The 17,540-nt window shown below is 63.5% G+C and carries 13 protein-coding genes; 9 read left to right on the top strand and 4 right to left on the bottom strand.

The genetic code is table 11. From position 1 onward, the window contains the following. Nucleotides 1–3 precede the first annotated feature (3 nt). The 3 genes from hpnO (at nt 4) to LMTR21_RS11150 (ending at nt 2,442) form a co-directional block, all read left to right on the top strand. Nucleotides 4–1,395, top strand: a complete 1,392-nt coding sequence (gene hpnO, locus LMTR21_RS11140; RefSeq protein WP_065753703.1) for an aminobacteriohopanetriol synthase HpnO — start codon at nt 4–6, stop codon at nt 1,393–1,395. Nucleotides 1,396–1,503: 108 nt separating this feature from the next. Beyond that, entirely contained in the window at nt 1,504–1,911 is a 408-nt protein-coding gene (locus tag LMTR21_RS11145; RefSeq protein WP_065753702.1) for a GFA family protein, read from the top strand. 264 nt (nt 1,912–2,175) lie between these two features. Then, complete coding sequence (locus LMTR21_RS11150; RefSeq protein WP_065753701.1) at nt 2,176–2,442, top strand: hypothetical protein; 267 nt, start codon at nt 2,176–2,178, stop codon at nt 2,440–2,442. A 98-nt stretch (nt 2,443–2,540) separates the two neighbouring features. On the opposite strand, the gene LMTR21_RS11155 is transcribed toward LMTR21_RS11150, so the two are convergent. Continuing rightward, nucleotides 2,541–3,188, bottom strand: coding sequence for a hypothetical protein (locus LMTR21_RS11155; RefSeq protein ID WP_065753700.1), 648 nt, complete (start codon nt 3,186–3,188; stop codon nt 2,541–2,543). 72 nt (nt 3,189–3,260) lie between these two features. Beyond that, nucleotides 3,261–4,880 carry a GMC family oxidoreductase gene (locus LMTR21_RS11160; RefSeq protein ID WP_065753699.1) on the bottom strand — a complete coding sequence of 540 codons (1,620 nt, stop codon included), beginning with the start codon at nt 4,878–4,880 and terminating at the stop codon, nt 3,261–3,263. Between the two features lie 203 nt (nt 4,881–5,083). On the opposite strand from LMTR21_RS11160, the gene LMTR21_RS11165 reads away from it, so the two are divergent. The 3 genes from LMTR21_RS11165 to LMTR21_RS11175 all read left to right on the top strand — a co-directional run bounded on the left by LMTR21_RS11165 (nt 5,084) and on the right by LMTR21_RS11175 (nt 8,391). Further along, complete coding sequence (locus LMTR21_RS11165) at nt 5,084–6,256, top strand: M20 aminoacylase family protein (protein WP_065753698.1); 1,173 nt, start codon at nt 5,084–5,086, stop codon at nt 6,254–6,256. A gap of 119 nt (nt 6,257–6,375) precedes the next feature. Continuing rightward, nucleotides 6,376–7,548, top strand: coding sequence for a M20 aminoacylase family protein (locus LMTR21_RS11170; protein ID WP_065753697.1), 1,173 nt, complete (start codon nt 6,376–6,378; stop codon nt 7,546–7,548). 372 nt (nt 7,549–7,920) lie between these two features. After that, entirely contained in the window at nt 7,921–8,391 is a 471-nt protein-coding gene (locus tag LMTR21_RS11175; protein WP_065753696.1) for a VOC family protein, read from the top strand. 296 nt (nt 8,392–8,687) lie between these two features. On the opposite strand, the gene LMTR21_RS11180 is transcribed toward LMTR21_RS11175, so the two are convergent. Both LMTR21_RS11180 and LMTR21_RS11185 read right to left on the bottom strand, forming a co-directional pair. Next, nucleotides 8,688–10,157 carry a UdgX family uracil-DNA binding protein gene (locus tag LMTR21_RS11180; RefSeq protein WP_065753695.1) on the bottom strand — a complete coding sequence of 490 codons (1,470 nt, stop codon included), beginning with the start codon at nt 10,155–10,157 and terminating at the stop codon, nt 8,688–8,690. 103 nt (nt 10,158–10,260) lie between these two features. After that, complete coding sequence (locus tag LMTR21_RS11185; protein ID WP_065753694.1) at nt 10,261–11,499, bottom strand: putative DNA modification/repair radical SAM protein; 1,239 nt, start codon at nt 11,497–11,499, stop codon at nt 10,261–10,263. A gap of 162 nt (nt 11,500–11,661) precedes the next feature. Between LMTR21_RS11185 and LMTR21_RS11190 the strand changes: the two genes are divergently transcribed. Genes LMTR21_RS11190 through LMTR21_RS11200 form a run of 3 tightly spaced genes read left to right on the top strand, consistent with a single transcriptional unit; the run spans nt 11,662 to nt 17,499 of the window. Beyond that, nucleotides 11,662–12,456, top strand: coding sequence for an ImuA family protein (locus LMTR21_RS11190; protein ID WP_148635955.1), 795 nt, complete (start codon nt 11,662–11,664; stop codon nt 12,454–12,456). Continuing rightward, the gene (locus LMTR21_RS11195; protein ID WP_430642538.1) at nt 12,347–14,056 is read left to right on the top strand and encodes a Y-family DNA polymerase; all 1,710 of its coding nucleotides are present in this window, start codon (nt 12,347–12,349) and stop codon (nt 14,054–14,056) included. Before LMTR21_RS11190 ends, LMTR21_RS11195 begins: the two co-directional genes overlap by 110 nt. Beyond that, nucleotides 14,053–17,499, top strand: a complete 3,447-nt coding sequence (locus LMTR21_RS11200) for an error-prone DNA polymerase (RefSeq protein ID WP_148635956.1) — start codon at nt 14,053–14,055, stop codon at nt 17,497–17,499. Before LMTR21_RS11195 ends, LMTR21_RS11200 begins: the two co-directional genes overlap by 4 nt. Nucleotides 17,500–17,540 lie beyond the last annotated feature (41 nt).

A 17,540-nucleotide genomic window follows, 5' to 3' on the forward strand; every position in this document is an offset into this window, starting at 1 on the left:
CCGATGCCAGATTCATATCTAGACGTTTCCGAGCTGTTTGTAGAGCGGCAGGCGCAGCGCAGTTCCATGCATGCGCGTCATCTCAACGAGCAACTCGTCCGGGTGCTGAAGACCATCGGCTACGATGTGGGCTTTCAGAAGGGTCAAGGTCAATACCTGTTCGATCGTGACGGGGCCCGCTATCTCGATCTACTGAGCGGATTTGGCGTTTTTGCGATCGGCCGGAATCATCCGGCATTGCGTCACGCGCTGAAAAGCGTGCTCGATGCCGATTTTCCCAATCTGGTGCAACTTGACGTGTCCACGCTCGCCGGCGTGCTCGCGGAACGCCTGCTGGAACATGTGCCATATCTGGACAAGGTGTTCTTTGCCAATTCCGGCGCCGAAACCGTCGAGGCCGCGATCAAGTTTGCGCGCGGCGCCACCGGCCGCCCCGGCATCGTGTCCTGTTCCCACTCGTACCACGGATTGACCTACGGCGCGCTGTCGCTGATGGACGATGCGAACTTCCGCAGCGGATTCGAGCCGCTGTTGCCCGGGTGCACGCAGATTCCCTTCAACGACCTTGAGGCGCTGGAGCGGGCGTTGTCCTCGCGCCAGGTCGCGGCTTTCATCGTCGAGCCGATCCAGGGCAAGGGCGTCAACCTGCCTACCGATGAATTCCTTCCCGGTGCGCTCGCGCTCTGCAAGAAATACGGCACCATCTTCATCGCCGACGAAATCCAGACCGGAATCGGCCGCACCGGAAAATTCCTCGCGGTCGAGCACTGGAATGTCGAGCCAGACATGGTGCTGCTCTCGAAGGCGCTGTCGGGCGGCCACGTGCCGGTCGGAGCGCTACTCACGCGCAAATCCATCTTCGACAAGATCTTCAGCCAGATGGACCGCGCCGTTGTGCACGGCTCGACGTTTTCGAAGAACGATATGGCGATGGCCGCCGGCATCGCGATGCTTGATGTGATCAAGCAGGAAAAGCTGGTCGAACAGGCCGCCAAGCGCGGCGCCGAGCTCCGCCTTGCGCTGACGCGCATGGTGCCGGGCTATGAACTGCTGAAGGAAGTGCGCGGCAAGGGATTGATGATCGGCATCGAGTTCGGTCCGCCGAAATCGCTGAAGCTGAAGGCGTCGTGGAATCTGCTGGAGACCGCCAACAAGGGCCTGTTCTGCCAGCTCATCACCGTGCCGCTGTTCAAGGAGCACAAGATCCTGACGCAGGTCTCCGGCCACGGCAGCCACACCATCAAGCTGCTGCCGCCGCTCGTGATCACGGAAGAAGACTGCGCCTGGATCGAGAAGGCGTTCGACGACGTCATCGCCGCCAGCCACAAGGTGCCCGGCGCGATCTGGTCGCTCGGCAAGACGCTGGTAGACAACGCGGTCAGGAAGTCGGCGTAGTCGCGCGACATCAGGACGCAATCGCAAGGCGATTGCGTCGTTGAACCGTCAATCTCCGACCCTATCTCCGATGCAACCGGCAATCGCCGTGTCGACAGGGAGAGAAGCATGACCACCATCACCGGCGGCTGTCATTGTGGCGCCATCCGTTACGAGATCGCGGGCGAACTCATCGTTCATGCGCTGTGCCACTGCACCGACTGCAGGCGTCATGCCGGCGCGCCGGTGGTCGGCTGGACCATGTATCCGGAGAATGCGCTCAAGGTGACGAAGGGAGCACCGAAGCTCTACGAGTCTTCCGAACACGGCCGGCGGCAATTCTGCGCCGACTGCGGCACGGGTCTGTTCTACACCAACGCGACCATCCTGCCCGGCATCGTCGACATTCAGAGCGGGACGTATGACGATCCCAACGCCGTCCCGGCGATGATCCACATCCAGACCGCAGAGCGGCTGCACTGGATGGAGAACGCGCACGAACTGCCGACCTTCGAGCGCTATCCTCCGCAGGCGTAGCATGCAGAATTCGTTGCGGCGGATTGGCGCATCGCCAATCCGCCGCACAGCGCTGCGCAAAAGCGAAAGCGTTGCGTCGATCGCTTCATTTGTAGGCGAATATTCTGCGCATTTGGCAGCACGTGGCGGCAGCCCCGCCTTCACGCCATCGGGATTTCCGCGCACGGCTTTTCACATCGCGGTGAGAGCCCTCGCGCAGCCCTCCGCTTTTGCGCTGCGACACCCAATTGGGTGGGGTGACTTCATACAATGAGGATCCCACCGATGACCAAGTCGATCCCAACCCTCGCCGCGGCGTTTCTGATGACCGCGATCGCAACGCCCGTATTCGCGCAAGCCGCGATCCAGGAGCCCGGCGCCTATTCGTTCTATCATCCCAACGCCGACGTGCTCGGCGGCAGGCCGGCGTATAGGTCGTTCGATCAATCGAATGCATATTACAATTCGAATGCCTATTACGGCGAGGGCGTGATCGCGCCCGAACCGCGGGTGCGGCAGAGGTCGACGCGGCACTATCGCCGGGCGCAGTAGAGTCAAGCGTAACTGGACGAACCGACGGCTCGCGCGAATGCGCGCGCCGTTGCCGTCCGGGATAGTTCGCTGCGTGGCCTCGATGAAGGAAAACAGGTTTAGCGAATAATGATAGAGTTAGGCCATGGTGGCGCTTCCCATACCGTGGTCCATTCGCTGTTATTGCGACCACAGGGCTTTTCCCTGACTTCAACGCGGACGACCACGAAACTTGCGGTGCGGCTGACCAAGCCCCCGCTCGTGCCCAGCCGATAGGTGTGCCGGAGCTCTGAATTGGGGCACATATCCGATCCGGTTTCGGCTTCAAACACGCCGGCATCTTTTTTCCAGGTGATCAGACCCGGTTTGATTGTCGTGCCAAAACCGTTCTTCTGTGCAATGAACGGAAGCTCCAGCAGCCTTGGCCTTCGCAGGTCGGCAAAGTCGAATACGTGATGCGATCCAACGATGGCGGAACAATACACCAATGCAAATCGGCGGTTCTCAGCGCGGTTGAATTGGATCGGCAACTCTTTGATGTCGGTCTTGTACTGGCAGCCTGACTGTTCGACGGCAAGCACGAGCTGTCTCGGCACCAAGGCTGGGTCCGAAATTTCAAAGTCTCCTCCAGCAAACGAGATGTTGTCGTATCTCTGGCGCGCCCCTTGCTGGACGTCGCCTTCCGAGCGGTCCTGTGCGGGGGTGGCTACTATCGACGCGCACGACACAATCGCGACGAGGAGAAGTGACAGAAGAGAAAAGCGCATGGAGTCACTCTACTACAACGCGAAATAATCTCAATAATCGCGTTTCCGCGCGTCCATTTCCGTCACGCAGCTCTAGCGCCCATCCTCCAGAATCATCGCCGCCCCTTTCTCCGCAATCATCGCCGTCGGCGTATTGGTATTCCCCGACGTGATCGTCGGCATCACCGATGCGTCCACCACGCGCAGGCCGCTGATGCCGTAAAACCGCAGCCGTTCATCCACCACCGCCATCGGGTCGTTCGCCGTGCCCATCTTCGCAGTCCCCACGGGGTGAAAGATCGTGGTGCCGATATCGCCGGCGGCCTTTGCCAGTGACGCATCGTCGTCGCCGACGCTGGGGCCGGGCAGATACTCTTGCGGCCGGTAGCGTTCGAGCCGCTTCTGCTTCATCAGCCGCCGCGTGGTGCGGATGGCGTCCGCCGCCACCTGGCGGTCGTCGTCGGTCGAGAGATAGTTTGGTGCGATCGATGGCGCTTCGTCGATCTTTGCGGAGCGGATGCGCACGGTGCCGCGCGAGGTCGGCCGCAGATTGCAGGCGCTCACCGTGATGGCGGGGAAGCGGTGCAGGGGATCACCGAACTTGTCGAGCGACAGCGGCTGCACGTGAAACTGGATATTTGCGCGCGCACGGGTCGCGTCGGAGCGGGTGAAGATGCCGAGCTGCGAGGGCGCCATGGTCAGCGGGCCGCGGCGGCGGAAGGCATAGTCGAGCCCCATCATCCCGCGCCGGATCAGATTGTAATAGGTCTCGTTCAGCGTGCGCACGCCCTCGACCTTGTAGATCGCGCGCTGCTGCAGGTGGTCCTGCAGATTGCGCCCGACGCCCGGTCTGTCGAGCGTCACGTCGATGCCGAGCGGCGACAGCCAGTCGGCGGGGCCGATGCCGGAGCGATGCAGCACCTGCGTCGAGCCGATCGATCCCGCGCACAACACCACTTCGCCCTTGGTGCGGGCCTCGATCACCTCATTGCCTTGCATGAAGCGCACGCCAACCGCGCGGCCGTTCTCGACGATCAGCCGGTCGACCAGCACGTGCTTTTCCAGCCGCAGATTGCTTCGGTTCAGCACCGGCTTGAGGAAGCCGCGCGCAGACGACCAGCGCCGGCCGCGCTTCTGGTTGACGTGGAAGTAGCTGACGCCTTCATTGTCGCCGGTATTGAAATCGGCAATGCGTCTGATGCCCATTTCCTCGGCGGCCTCGCCGACCGCGTCGAGAACGTCCCAGGACAGCCGCGGCGCCTCGATGCGCCAGCCGCCGCCGGCGCCGTGATGTTCGCTTTCTCCGAGGAAATGGTCCTCCAGCCGCTTGAACAGCGGCAGCACGTCGTCATAGCCCCAGCCGGTCAGGCCGAGCTGCCGCCAGTGGTCGTAATCGGCGGATTGGCCGCGCATCGAGATCATGGCGTTGATGGCGGAGCAGCCGCCGATCACCTTGCCTCTGGGGTAGGCAAGCGAGCGGCCGTTGAGGCCGGGCTCGGCCTCGGTCCGGAACATCCAGTCGGAGCGGGGATTGCCGATCGCGAAGAGATAGCCGACCGGGATGTGAAACCAGATCCAGTTGTCGTTGCCGCCAGCCTCCAGGATCAGCACGCGGTTTTTCGGATCGGCCGACAGCCGGTTGGCCATGATGCAGCCGGCGGTGCCGGCGCCCACCACGATATAATCGAAATCGCCTTCGAGCCGTTTCGGCATCTCTCAGTTTCCACCCGTCGTCGACGCCGTCATGCCCGGACTTGTTCCGGGCATCCACGTCTTTTTCGCCTATTAGTCAGACGTGGATGGCCGGGACAAGCCCGGCCATGACGGGATGGAGTCCCTGTGCCCATATCGTTGGTTGGACCGCCGCTTGCATGCTACAGGGGCAGAACGTTCAACTTGAAAAGCGCGTTATCTCCATGCCCATCGTCAACCGCGTCGCCGAGTTTCAACCCGAGATCCAGGCCTGGCGCCGGGATATTCATGAACACCCGGAATTGCTCTACGACGTCCACCGCACTGCGGCATTGGTGGCGGACCGGTTGCGGGAATTCGGCTGCGACGAGGTCGTTACCGGTATCGGCCGCACCGGCGTCGTCGGCGTCATCAAGGGCGGCAAGCCCGCCGGCAATGGCGACGTGAAGGTCATCGGGCTGCGGGCGGATATGGACGCGCTGCCGATCGAGGAGGCGACCAATCTGCCCTACGCTTCCAAAACGAAGGGCCTGATGCACGCCTGCGGCCATGACGGCCACACCGCCATGCTTTTGGGTGCCGCGCGCTATCTCGCCGAGACCCGCAATTTTGCAGGCGATGCGGTCGTGATCTTCCAGCCGGCCGAAGAGGGCGGTGCGGGCGCGGTTGCGATGATCAAGGACGGGCTGATGGACCGTTTCGGCATCGAGCAGGTCTACGGCATGCATAACGGTCCGGGCATTCCGATAGGCTCGTTCGCACTGCGGCCCGGTCCGATCATGGCCGGAGGCGATGCCGTCCTCATCAGGATCGAGGGGCGCGGCGGGCATGCCGCGCAGCCGCACCAAAGCATCGATTCCGTGCTTGTCGGTGCGCAGTTGATCACGGCGCTGCAGTCGATCGTGTCGCGCAGCGTCGATCCGCTGGAATCGGCTGTGATTTCGATGTGCGAATTTCACGCCGGCCACGCCCGCAACGTGATTCCGCACACCGCGGAGCTGAAAGGCACCGTCCGTACCCTGAACGGCGACGTGCGGGATCTGGTGGAAAGGCGGATCCGCGAGGTCGTCGCCGGCGTGGCGCAGATCACCGGCGCCAGGATCGATCTGACCTACGATCGCGGCTATCCGGTAACGATCAACCATGTCAGGCAGACGGATGTCGCGACTCGGGCAGCCCGGGAAATCGCCGGCGATGCCAATGTGCAGGAGATGCCACCGCTGATGGCTGGCGAAGATTTCGCCTTCATGCTGGAGCAGCGGCCGGGTGCGCTGATCTTCTGCGGCAATGGCGACAGCGCAGGGCTCCACCACCCCGCCTATAATTTCAACGACGAGGCGATCGTGTTCGGCACGTCTTACTGGATCAAGCTGGTCGAAAACACGCTGGCGGCGTGACCCGCTTTTCCAGCCCTGCTTCCGCTGGGGATGGGGGCTCTGCGGCAGAGTGTTGGGTGGACCGCGGCTTGCATGCTACAAAAGCCTTACGCGTTCCAAACTGAGGTTCGAGAAATCCCATGCCCATCGTCAACCGCGTCGCCGATCTGCAACCCGATATTCAGGCCTGGCGCCGCGATATCCATGAAAATCCCGAATTGCTGTACGACGTCCACCGCACCGCAGCATTCGTGGCGGATCGCCTGCGCGAATTCGGCTGCGACGAGGTGGCGACCGGCCTCGGCCGCACCGGCGTCGTCGGCGTCATCAAGGGCAAGCAGTCCGGCAAGGGCGAGATCAACGTGATTGGGCTCCGCGCCGACATGGACGCACTGCCGATCGAGGAGGCAACCAACCTTCCCCATGCCTCCAAAACGCCGGGCAAGATGCACGCCTGCGGCCATGACGGCCACACCGCGATGCTTTTGGGCGCAGCCCGGTATCTCGCCGAGACCCGAAATTTCGCCGGCGATGCGGTCGTGATCTTCCAGCCGGCCGAGGAGGGCGGGGCGGGCGCCGCCGCCATGATCGAGGACGGGCTGATGGACCGGTTCGGCATCGAGCAGGTCTACGGCATGCATAACGGACCTGGGATTCCGGTCGGTTCCTTCGCCATCCGGCCCGGCCCTGTGATGGCGGCGACCGACTCGATCGACATCAAGATCGAGGGCCTCGGCGGCCATGCCGCGCGCCCGAACAAATGCATCGATTCCGTGCTGGTCGGCTCGCAGCTCATTACCGCGCTGCAGTCGATCGTGTCGCGGACCATCGATCCCCTGGAGTCGGCGGTGATCTCGATCTGCGAGTTCCATGCCGGTAACGCGCGCAACGTCATTCCGCACACCGCCGAACTCCGCGGTACCGTGCGGACGCTGACGGCGGAAGTGCGGGAGACGGTCGAGAAGCGCGTCCGCGAGGTGTGCGAGGGCGTGGCCAAAATGACCGGCGCCAGGATCGACCTGGTTTATGAGCGCGGCTATCCCGTCACCAACAACCACGCCGAGCAGACCGAGTTCGCGACGCAGGTGGCCAAGGAAGTGGCCGGCGCCCAGAACGTCCACGACATGCCGCCGCTGATGGGCGCGGAAGACTTTTCCTACATGCTGGAAGCGCGCCCCGGCGCGTTCATCTTCTGCGGCAACGGCGACAGCGCGGGGCTCCATCACCCCGCCTATGATTTCAACGACGAGGCGATCGTGTACGGGACGTCGTACTGGATCAAGCTGGTCGAAAACAAGCTGGCAGCGGCGTAGAGGTTCTTCAATCTCGATCGCAGCCAACGTTTGATCGCACATCAAGGAAGGCCCGTATCTCCAGTGCGGGCCTTCCTTATTTTCCGTTGACGCGGGATCTCAAGCGACGCGCGCGGCGGATCCGGGATCCAGGCGCGGGTAGGTGGGGTCCCGGCTCTGCATTGCAGCGTTACCGGGTGATGCTTCGCGTCGCCCGGGCTGCAACGCGTCCGGAACACGGATCCAACAAAGCGCTCCCGAATTGCATTATCGATTCACCGGATCAGTCTGTCCGGACGAGAAAAATCTCGTCGACCGTGTCGGCTAACGTTCCCTTCATCCGTCCTTCGAACGAAAGCCACGCCGGCCGGCCATTTGACGGAAGGAGCCCCGATGAAGGTCACACAGCATCTCTGGTTCGCAAAGGATATGGAGGCCGCGATCGGCTTCTACACCTCGCACATCCGCGGTTCGTCGGTGCAGTGGGTTTCGGCCCTGCCGGCCGAGAGCCCGAGCGGTCCCGCCGGCAGCGTCAAGATTGCCGCCTTTACCCTCGGCGACCAGCGCTACATGGCGATCGAGGCGGGTCCGCTCGATCCGTTCAACCACAGCTTCTCCATCATGGTCGAATGCGACACACAGGCCGAGATCGACCGCTTGTGGGACGCCTTGAAAGAGGGCGGCAGGATCGAGCAATGCGGCTGGCTGCAGGACCGCTGGGGCCTGTCCTGGCAGATTGCACCCCGGCGGCTCGGCGAGTTGATGAACGACCCCGACCCGGCGAAAGCCAGGCGCGTGGCGGAGGCCATGCTGAAGATGGTCAAGTTCGACATTGCAGAACTGGAGGCCGCGGCGAGGGGCTAAATGCCTCGCGCGCTGCGAGGAGCGGAGTTTGTTCGGCTCCGGCCGATGGAGCCGCGAGGGTGGTCCATGCGGCGGCGCCGCCGCTGGAAAAAGAGGGTCGAGCGCTGCACGGCGCCGGGGCTGGAGGAGGACCGCGCAGCGCGTCGACCATGTAGGAGCATTATGGCGTGAACCAGAACGTCCCACATTCCCTTGAGAATGCGATTGTGTCGTCCATCAATTAATGGTTGCAGATAGGATTGTCAATTTTTCCCGTTATTTTTCACCAGATATTGCGGCTGCCGGCTTGGCAGAATTCAGGCCGCATGTGCTGATTTTCGCAGCACGCCGGCGGCAATTTTGAGGTCCTGAACGAAGCGCCGGTATTCGCTCGCCCTGGCTTCGGCGTCCGGCAACCGCAGCAGATAGGACGGGTGCACCGTCACCAAGACTTTGGTGCCGTCGTCGAGATCGATCGGGCGGCCGCGGTTCTTGTTGATCGGCGTGATCTTGCCGAACACGCTTTGCGCCGCGGTGGCGCCCATCGCGACAACCAGTTCGGGTTTGATTGCGGCCAGCTCGCGTTCGTACCATTGCCGGCATGCCCTGATTTCCGGCGTGTTCGGCTTCTGGTGCAGACGGATTTTTCCGCGCGGCACGAATTTGAAGTGCTTCACCGCATTGGTGACGTAGACCTTGCGGCGATCGATGCCGGCCTCGTCCAGCGCGCGGTCGAGCATCTGGCCGGCGGGCCCGACGAACGGCTTGCCGGCGAGGTCTTCCTTGTCGCCGGGCTGTTCGCCGACCAGCATGATCCGCGCCGTTTGCGCCCCTTCGCCGAACACCGTCTGGGTGGCATTCTGGTAGAGAGGACAGGCGCGGCAATCGGCGGCTTCCTCGCGCAGCGTCTCGATATCGTCGGCATGTTTGCGGGGCATGTCGTCTGCCTTGTCGCTTGTCTTGTCGTTTGCCTTGGATGGTTCCAGCCGTTTCTGCGGCTTGTGCGGTTCGCTTGCCGCTTTCGCGATCATGGCGCTGGCGGTGCGCCCGGCATCTTCGATCAGGGGTTTAATCAACGAGGCCTCCGGCAGGTTCCTCCAGTACTTCCGGGGCATCTCCTTACTCATCGCCTGCACCTTCAGCCGGGCGGGATTGAAGATGCTGGCGTAGTAGCTGCGCCAGGTTTCCTCCAGCCTGTCAGCGGCCGGGGCCTCGCTTTTGGCAACGCCCGGCGTAATCGAGACGGCGTGGCCGTCCCAATGCGCGCAGACGTCGGGGGTCAGGATCGACCAGGGCATGTCGGCAAAGCGGCGTGCAAAGAACGGCGCGGCCAGTTCGACGATATGGTGCTCCGACTCGAACCAGGCGACGAAATGCGATTTCTGCTCGCGGCCGATTTCGCGGAAGCGGACAAAGGCATGCATCTTGTGCTCGTCGCGGCGCACGGCTTTTGCCATCGCGGTGATTTCGGCCACGTCGGGATCGGTCGCGATCTCGAGCAGGTCGTGATTGCCGCGCAGCCGCCACAGCAGGCGATAGAGCAGGGCGAACCGCTCGGGGTTGCGATGCAGGATCGCGATTTCAGCCAGTTCGACGAATTTTGCCGGTACGTTGAACGTGCCCTGAGGCGGCTCGAGCGGCGGTGTCGTCGGTTCGAACAGTTCGGGCGCATCGCCGGTGATGCGCCAGTTTACATCGGACGGTTTCACATCATTCAGCGCCAGTGCACGCGCTGCCTTGCGCCAGCCGTCGAAATCGGTTTCGCTATCGAGGATGATGTGGTGCATTTCTCTCTCCTTTCGTCATTGCGAGCGAAGCGAAGCAATCCATGCCTCGCACGGGGAAAGATGGATTGCTTCGTCGCTTCGCTCCTCGCAATGACGCCGGTGGTTAAAACCCAAATCCCAATTGCGTCGCCTTCGGCTTGAACCTCTCCTTCAGCCCCGCGCCGTCGAGCAGATGCGGTGAGGGGCGGTAGTCACTTAGCACGATGAACGGTAGCGCCTTCTTCCGCGGGATGTGCAGCCGCGCCAGATCGGCCAGACGGATCGAGGTCAGGCGGCGCGTGGCGATGATGCGGTCGACCGCCCTGGTGCCGAAGCCCGGCACCCGCAACAGGTCCTCGCGGCTGGCGGTGACGACATCGAGCGGGAAGCGGTCGCGATGGCGCAGCGCCCAAGCGAGTTTCGGATCGATGTCGAGCGGCAGCATGCCCTTGGCCTCGTCGACGATCTCACCGGCGTCAAAGCCGTAAAACCGCATCAGCCAGTCGGCCTGGTAGAGCCGGTGTTCGCGGACCAGCGGCGGCGCGACAAGCGGCAGCGCGCGGCTCGCATCCGGGATCGGGCTGAAGGCCGAGTAGTAGACGCGCTTGAGGCGGTAGGAGCTATAGAGATTGGCGCTGGTGTCGAGAATGGTTTTGTCATCGGCGGCATCGGCGCCGATGATCATCTGCGTGCTCTGGCCGGCGGGCGCAAAGCGCGGCGGCTTTGCCTTCTTCGCGGCGTTGCCGTTCTCCCTGGCCTCGTTGAGCCTCAGCCGCAGCCGGCCCATGGTGCGGCGGATCGCGCGCACGTTCTTTTCCGGCGCGAATTTCGCAAGACTGTTTTCCAGCGGCATCTCGATGTTGATGGACAGACGGTCGGCATATTTGCCGGCCTCCGCGATCAGCGCGTCGTCCGCTTCGGGAATGGTCTTGAGATGGATGTAGCCGCGAAAATGATGCTCCTCGCGCAGCTTGCGCGCGACGCTCACCACCTGCTCCATGGTGTAATCCGCGCTGCGGATGATGCCGGAGGAGAGAAACAGGCCCTCGATGTAATTGCGCCGGTAGAAGTCGATCGTCAGCTTCACCACCTCGTCGACCGTGAAGCGGGCACGCGGTACGTTCGAGGAGGTGCGGTTCACGCAATAGAGGCAATCGTAATTGCAGGCGTTGGTGAGCAGCACCTTCAACAGCGAGATGCAGCGCCCGTCCGGCGCGTAGGAATGGCAGATGCCCATGCCCGGCGCGGTCGAGCCGAGGCCCTTGCCGTCGCTGGAATCCCGCTTCTCGGTACCCGAGGAAGCGCAGGAAGCATCGTATTTCGCGGCATCCGCCAGGATTTCCAGCTTACGTTGCAGGTCCATCGTCGAATCCCTTTGATTCCGCTGATGAATCGCCCGGGTGTCGATCCCGATTGACTCTGCCGGGCCTGTTAGCTTTATATTAGAACATATCATGAACAAATGAGCCAGCCGCGGGTTCACACGGGAAGAAGCGGTAAGGCCCAATTTCCGAAGGAGCGGCGCATGAGCACCGCACGCACCAGCACGCTTGCAAGTTTGCGCGGAAGCATCGAGCGCCTGGAGGCGCATGGCGATGCGCATGACCACGCCAGGATTACGCTTGGCCACAAGGCTGCGGACGCGACGTTGTGCGGCGGGCTGGCGGTATCAGCGGTGCATGAAGTGTTCGCCGAGGGCCACCAGAGCGCGACGGCAACGGGCTTCATCGCGGGGCTGGCGGGACGGGTGTCGCCACGCCGGCCGCTGGTCTGGGTGCGGCAGGATTTTTCGGAAATTGAATCGGGTGCGCTGTCGATGAGCGGGCTCTGCGAATTGGGTCTCGACCCGCGGCTGCTCGTGACCGTGCGCGCGCCCGATACCGACGCCGCGCTACGGACTGCCGCCGACGCGCTGGCCTGCGATGCGCTCGGCGCCGTGGTGCTGGAAGTGTGGGGGCAGGCGCGCCAGCTCGATCTCGTCGCCAGCCGAAAACTCACTTTGGCCGCGGCAGCCTCCGGCGTCACTGCATTGCTGCTGCGGATGGCGGCCGAGCCGCGCCCCTCGACGGCGGAGACCAGATGGATCGTGCGCGCGGCGCACTCGCCGCCGGGATCACCGTGGAGCGCCTGGGGCGCGCCGGTGTTCGACGCGCAACTGGTTCGTAACCGTCATGGCCCGGTCGGCCGCTGGATCATGGAATGGAATTGTGATGAGTGCCTTTTCAGAGAACCGTCGGCGTATCCTCAGCCTCTGGCTGCCCCGCCTGCCCATCGACCGCATCCAGCGGCGATGCAAAGCGTCTTCAAGCGCAGCGCGTGAACAAAACTCTAACGACGCGGTCGGTGCGCCCCCTCTCCCGCTTGCGGGGGAGGGTAGGGGTGCTTCCGCGAGTGACACTGTTCGTGTGGAGAGAGCTTCCCCCACGCAGATCGCAACCTTCCCCTCCGTCGTCGTCGCCAAGCAGCACAACGCCATCCTGATCCATTCGCTCGACGAGGCCGCCGTCCGCGCCGGCCTCTCGATCGGTCTGCCGCTCGCCAATGCCCGCGCCATCTGTCCCGAAATGACGGTGTTCGACGCCGACGAGATCGCCGACACCAAAACGCTGAACGACATCGCCGACTGGTGCGACCGCTTCACCCCGCTGGTGGCACTCGATCCGCCCTACGGACTGTTCCTCGACATCACCGGCTGCGCCCATCTGTTCGGCGGCGAGCGCGCGCTGCTGCAGATCGTGATCGGCGCGCTGAGCCGCCGCGGTTTTGCCGTCAGCGCCGCGATCGCCTCCACCTCGATCTGCGCCCGCACGCTGACGCGCCACGCGTCGGGAAAGATCGTGGCCGATGGCGAAGAGGCCGAGGCCGTCGCTCCGCTGCCGATATCCGCACTCGGCGCGGGTGACGCCATCACCGCCGGCCTGCGCCGCGCCGGCCTGAAGACCATCGGCGATGTCGCCTTGCGCGCGCCCCACGAAATCACCGCGCGGTTCGGCGCGTCCTTCACGACGCTGCTGGCGCATGCGCTGGGGCAGGGCGATGCGCCGATCAGTTCGCGAAAACCGCTGCCGGATTACATCGTCGAAAAGCGCTTTCCCGATCCTGTTACCACCGACACCGTGATCGCGATGAATTTGTCTGCACTCGCCGCCATGCTGGTCACGGCGATGGACAGGCAGGGCAAGGGCGCGCGGCGGCTGGACGCGAGCTTTTTCCGCACTGACGGCGCGGTGCGCACGATCTCCGTCGATACCGGACGTCCCGTGACGAAGCCGGAGGTGATCGACCGTCTGTTTCGCGAGCGGCTCGATGCGCTCAACGATCCCCTTGATCCCGGCTTCGGCTTCGATCTCATCCGCCTTTCCGCCAGCCGCACCGAAATCGTGGTACAGCAGCAGCGCGACCTCGACGCCACCGTCCATGACAATGACGAACTGTCCGCGCTGATCGATCGCATCGCCGCGCGCATCGGAGGAAAACGCGTCGTCGTGCATCTGCCCGAGGATACCCACATCCCCGAGCGCGCGGTGCTGGCTGTAGCAGCGCAGCATCATCTGGCGGCCGCCGCCCAGGCCGCCTGGCCGGAGCGGATCGAAAGCGAGCCGCCGCTGCGCCCCTTGCGCCTGTTCGACAGGCCGGAGCCCATCAACGTGCCGTTTGCGACCGTGCCTGACGGCCCGCCGCATCAATTCACCTGGCGGCGCGTGACGCATGCGGTGGTGCGGGTGGAGGGGCCCGAACGCATCGCGATGGAATGGTGGAAGCAGAACGGCGACGGCCCGACGCGGGATTATTTCCGCATCGAGGATGAGGCGGGCCTGCGTTTCTGGATCTTTCGCGACGGGCTCTATGAAAGCGAAGCGGCGGATGCGGAAGTCGAGCCCGGTTCAGTCAGATGGTTCGTGCACGGGTTGTTCGCATGAAACACCCTCTCGCCAGTTATGCCGAGATCGGCATCACCACCAATTTCTCCTTCCTGCGCGGCGGCTCGGACCCGCGCGCCTATGTGCATCAGGCGAGCGAGCTCGGTATCCCCGCCATCGGCATCGCCGACCACAATACGCTGGCCGGCGTGGTCCGCGCGCATAAGGAGCTCGACAATCCCGAGGTTCTGAACAAACCCAAATTGCTGATCGGCGCGCGGATCGTCTTCGTCGACGGTACGCCGGATATTCTGGTCTACCCGCGCGATCGCGCCGCTTACGGCCGGCTCTGCCAGTTGCTCACCCGCGGCAAGCGGGGCGACGACATCACGCGGATCGAGAAGGGCGAATGCCATCTGAGACTCGACGACCTCCTTGACTTCGCTGAAGGCCAGCTTCTGGTGCTGGCGCTGGCGCATCGCTTCGATGCAACGACGACGCAAGAAATTTTGCAGCGCCTGAAAGCGAGCCGCGCCGACGGCGTCTGGCTTGCCGCGAGCCTGCTCTACCGCGGCGACGACAAGCGCCGGCTGGCGGGGCTGCATCGCATTGCGCGCGCCGCCAAAGTGCCGCTGCTGGCGACCAACGAGGTGCTCTACCACCATCCCGCCCGCCGGCGGCTGCAGGATGTGCTGACGTGTATTCGCGAGAAAACCACCATCGACGCCATCGGCAGGCGGCTCGAGGCCAATGCCGAGCGTTACCTCAAGCCGGCGCATGAAATGGCGCGGCTGTTTCGCGATCTGCCGGAGGCGATCACGGAGACCATGCACTTCGCATCCCGTATCAGCTTCTCGCTCGACCAGCTCAAATACCAGTATCCGGACGAGCCGGTGCCGCCGGGCAAGACCGCGCAGCAGCATCTGGAAGACCTGACCTGGGCCGGCGTCGACAAGTATTTCGGCGGGGTGATCGACGATACGCTGCGCGCCACCTTGCGGAAAGAACTCGATCTGATCGCCGAATTGAAATACGCGCATTATTTCCTCACCGTGCACGACATCGTGCAATACGCGCGCAGCCAGAATATCCTGTGCCAGGGCCGGGGCTCGGCGGCGAACTCCGCCGTCTGCTACGTGCTCGGCGTCACCTCAGTCGATCCGACCAAGGTCGACCTGCTGTTCGAGCGTTTCATCTCCAAGGAGCGGCTGGAGCCGCCCGATATCGACGTCGATTTCGAACATTCGCGGCGCGAGGAGGTGATGCAATATGTCTATCGCCGCTACGGCCGCCACCGCGCCGCGATCATCGCGACCGTCATCCATTATCGTCCGCGCAGCGCCATCCGCGACGTCGGCAAGGCGCTGGGGCTGACCGAGGACGTCACCGCGGCGCTGGCCGACACCGTGTGGGGAAGCTGGGGCAAGGGCCTCAACGAAATGCAGGTCCGCCAGGCTGGTCTGGACCCTGCGAACGCGATGGTCGAACTCGCCGTCGAACTCGCCACCGAGCTGATCGAATTTCCCCGCCATCTGTCGCAGCATGTCGGCGGTTATGTGCTGACGCAGGACAGGCTCGACACCTATGTGCCGATCGGCAACGCGGCGATGGACGACCGCACCTTCATCGAATGGGACAAGGACGACGTCGACGCGCTGAGCATGATGAAGGTCGACGTGCTGGCGCTGGGTATGCTGACCTGCATCCGCAAGTGCTTTGATCTGATCGCCGACCACAAGGGCGAGCGGTATGAATTGGCCGATATCAAATCGGAGGACGACGACGAAGTTTACCAGATGCTGCAGCGGGGCGAGTCGCTCGGCGTATTCCAGGTCGAAAGCCGCGCGCAGATGAACATGCTGCCGCGGCTGAAGCCGCGCACCTTCTATGATCTCGTCATCGAGGTCGCGATCGTTCGCCCCGGTCCGATCCAGGGCGACATGGTGCATCCTTACTTGCGGCGGCGGAACGGCAAGGAAAAAGTGAGCTATCCGTCGCCATCGTCCCACCACGGCAAGGCGGATGAGTTGTATCGCGTGCTGCACAAGACGCTCGGCGTGCCCCTGTTCCAGGAGCAGGCGATGCGGATCGCGATCGAGGCTGCCAAATTCACCTCCGAGGAAGCTAACGGCCTGCGCCGCGCGATGGCGACCTTCCGCAATGTCGGCACCATCGGCAAGTTCGAAGACAAGATGATCGGCAACATGATCGCGCGCGGCTACGATCCCGAATTCGCCAAAAGCTGCTTTGACCAGATCAAGGGTTTTGGTTCCTACGGCTTTCCGGAAAGCCACGCCGCAAGCTTCGCCCAGCTCGTCTATGTCTCGTCATGGCTGAAGCATTATCACCCCGACGCCTTCTGCTGCGGCCTGCTCAACTCGCAGCCGATGGGCTTTTACGCCCCCGCCCAGATCGTCGGCGACGCCCGCAAGAACGGCGTCGAGGTCCGCGAGATCGACGTGTCCTACAGCTTTGCCCAGAACACGCTGGAGGAGGGCAGTGGGAAATATTGTGCCGTTCGTCTCGGCTTCCGCCAGATCGACGGCTTCCACTGGCTCGATGAGGATGAGGAGCGGCTGAAGCAAATGCAGTCGTCGTTCCGGGATGGTGCGTTAGCACCAGACCCGGAACCTCGAGATTCCGGGTTCACGCTTCGCGGGCCCCGGAATGACAATGTCAAGAAAGAGCAGGACTGGGCCGACCGCATCGTCGCCGCCCGCAAGCGCCGCCCCTTCACCTCGCTGGAAGAATTCGCCCGTGACACGGGCTTACCAAAACGCGCGCTGATCCTGCTTGCCGACGCCGATGCCTTCCGCTCCCTCGGGCTCGACCGCCGCGCGGCACTGTGGGCGGTGCGGCGGCTGCCAGATGACGTGCCGCTGCCGTTGTTCCAGGCCGCGATTGCCCGCGAGCAGCCCGACGAGAACGCCAGGCCATTGCCGCTGATGCCGCTGCCGGAGCAGGTGGTCGCCGATTACCAGACGGTGCGGTTGTCGCTGAAGGGCCACCCGATGGAATTCCTGCGCGAGATGTTCACCAGAGAGCGCGTCGTTCCCTGCAAGGACGTCAACCACAGGAACGACAGGCGCCGCGTCAGTTGCGCCGGCGTGGTGCTGGTGCGCCAGCGCCCGGGCAGCGCCAAGGGCGTCGTCTTCATGACGCTGGAGGACGAGACCGGCATCGCCAATATCGTGGTGTGGCCCAAGGTGATGGAGCAGTACCGCAAGGAGGTGATGGGCGCGCGCCTGATCCTGGTCGAGGGCTACATCCAGAGCAGCCCGGAGGAGGTGACGCATCTGGTGGCGCAGCGGATGTTCGACCGTTCCCACGATCTGATCGGCCTCGCCAATGATGCGCTAAACCGAAAGCATCCAGTGCCCGCGGGCCCTGCGCTGGTCGAACCGCTCAACGACGACCGCCGCGACCACGCTGATACCCCAGCGCAAAAAATCCGCCACCCGCGCGACGTCCGCATCCTGCCGCCGTCGCGGGATTTTCATTGAACTGGTCCAGCGAGTGAACCCATGAGTAGTCGGTGGCATGC

Source organism: Bradyrhizobium paxllaeri (assembly GCF_001693515.2).
Classification (GTDB): Bacteria; Pseudomonadota; Alphaproteobacteria; order Rhizobiales; family Xanthobacteraceae; genus Bradyrhizobium; species Bradyrhizobium paxllaeri.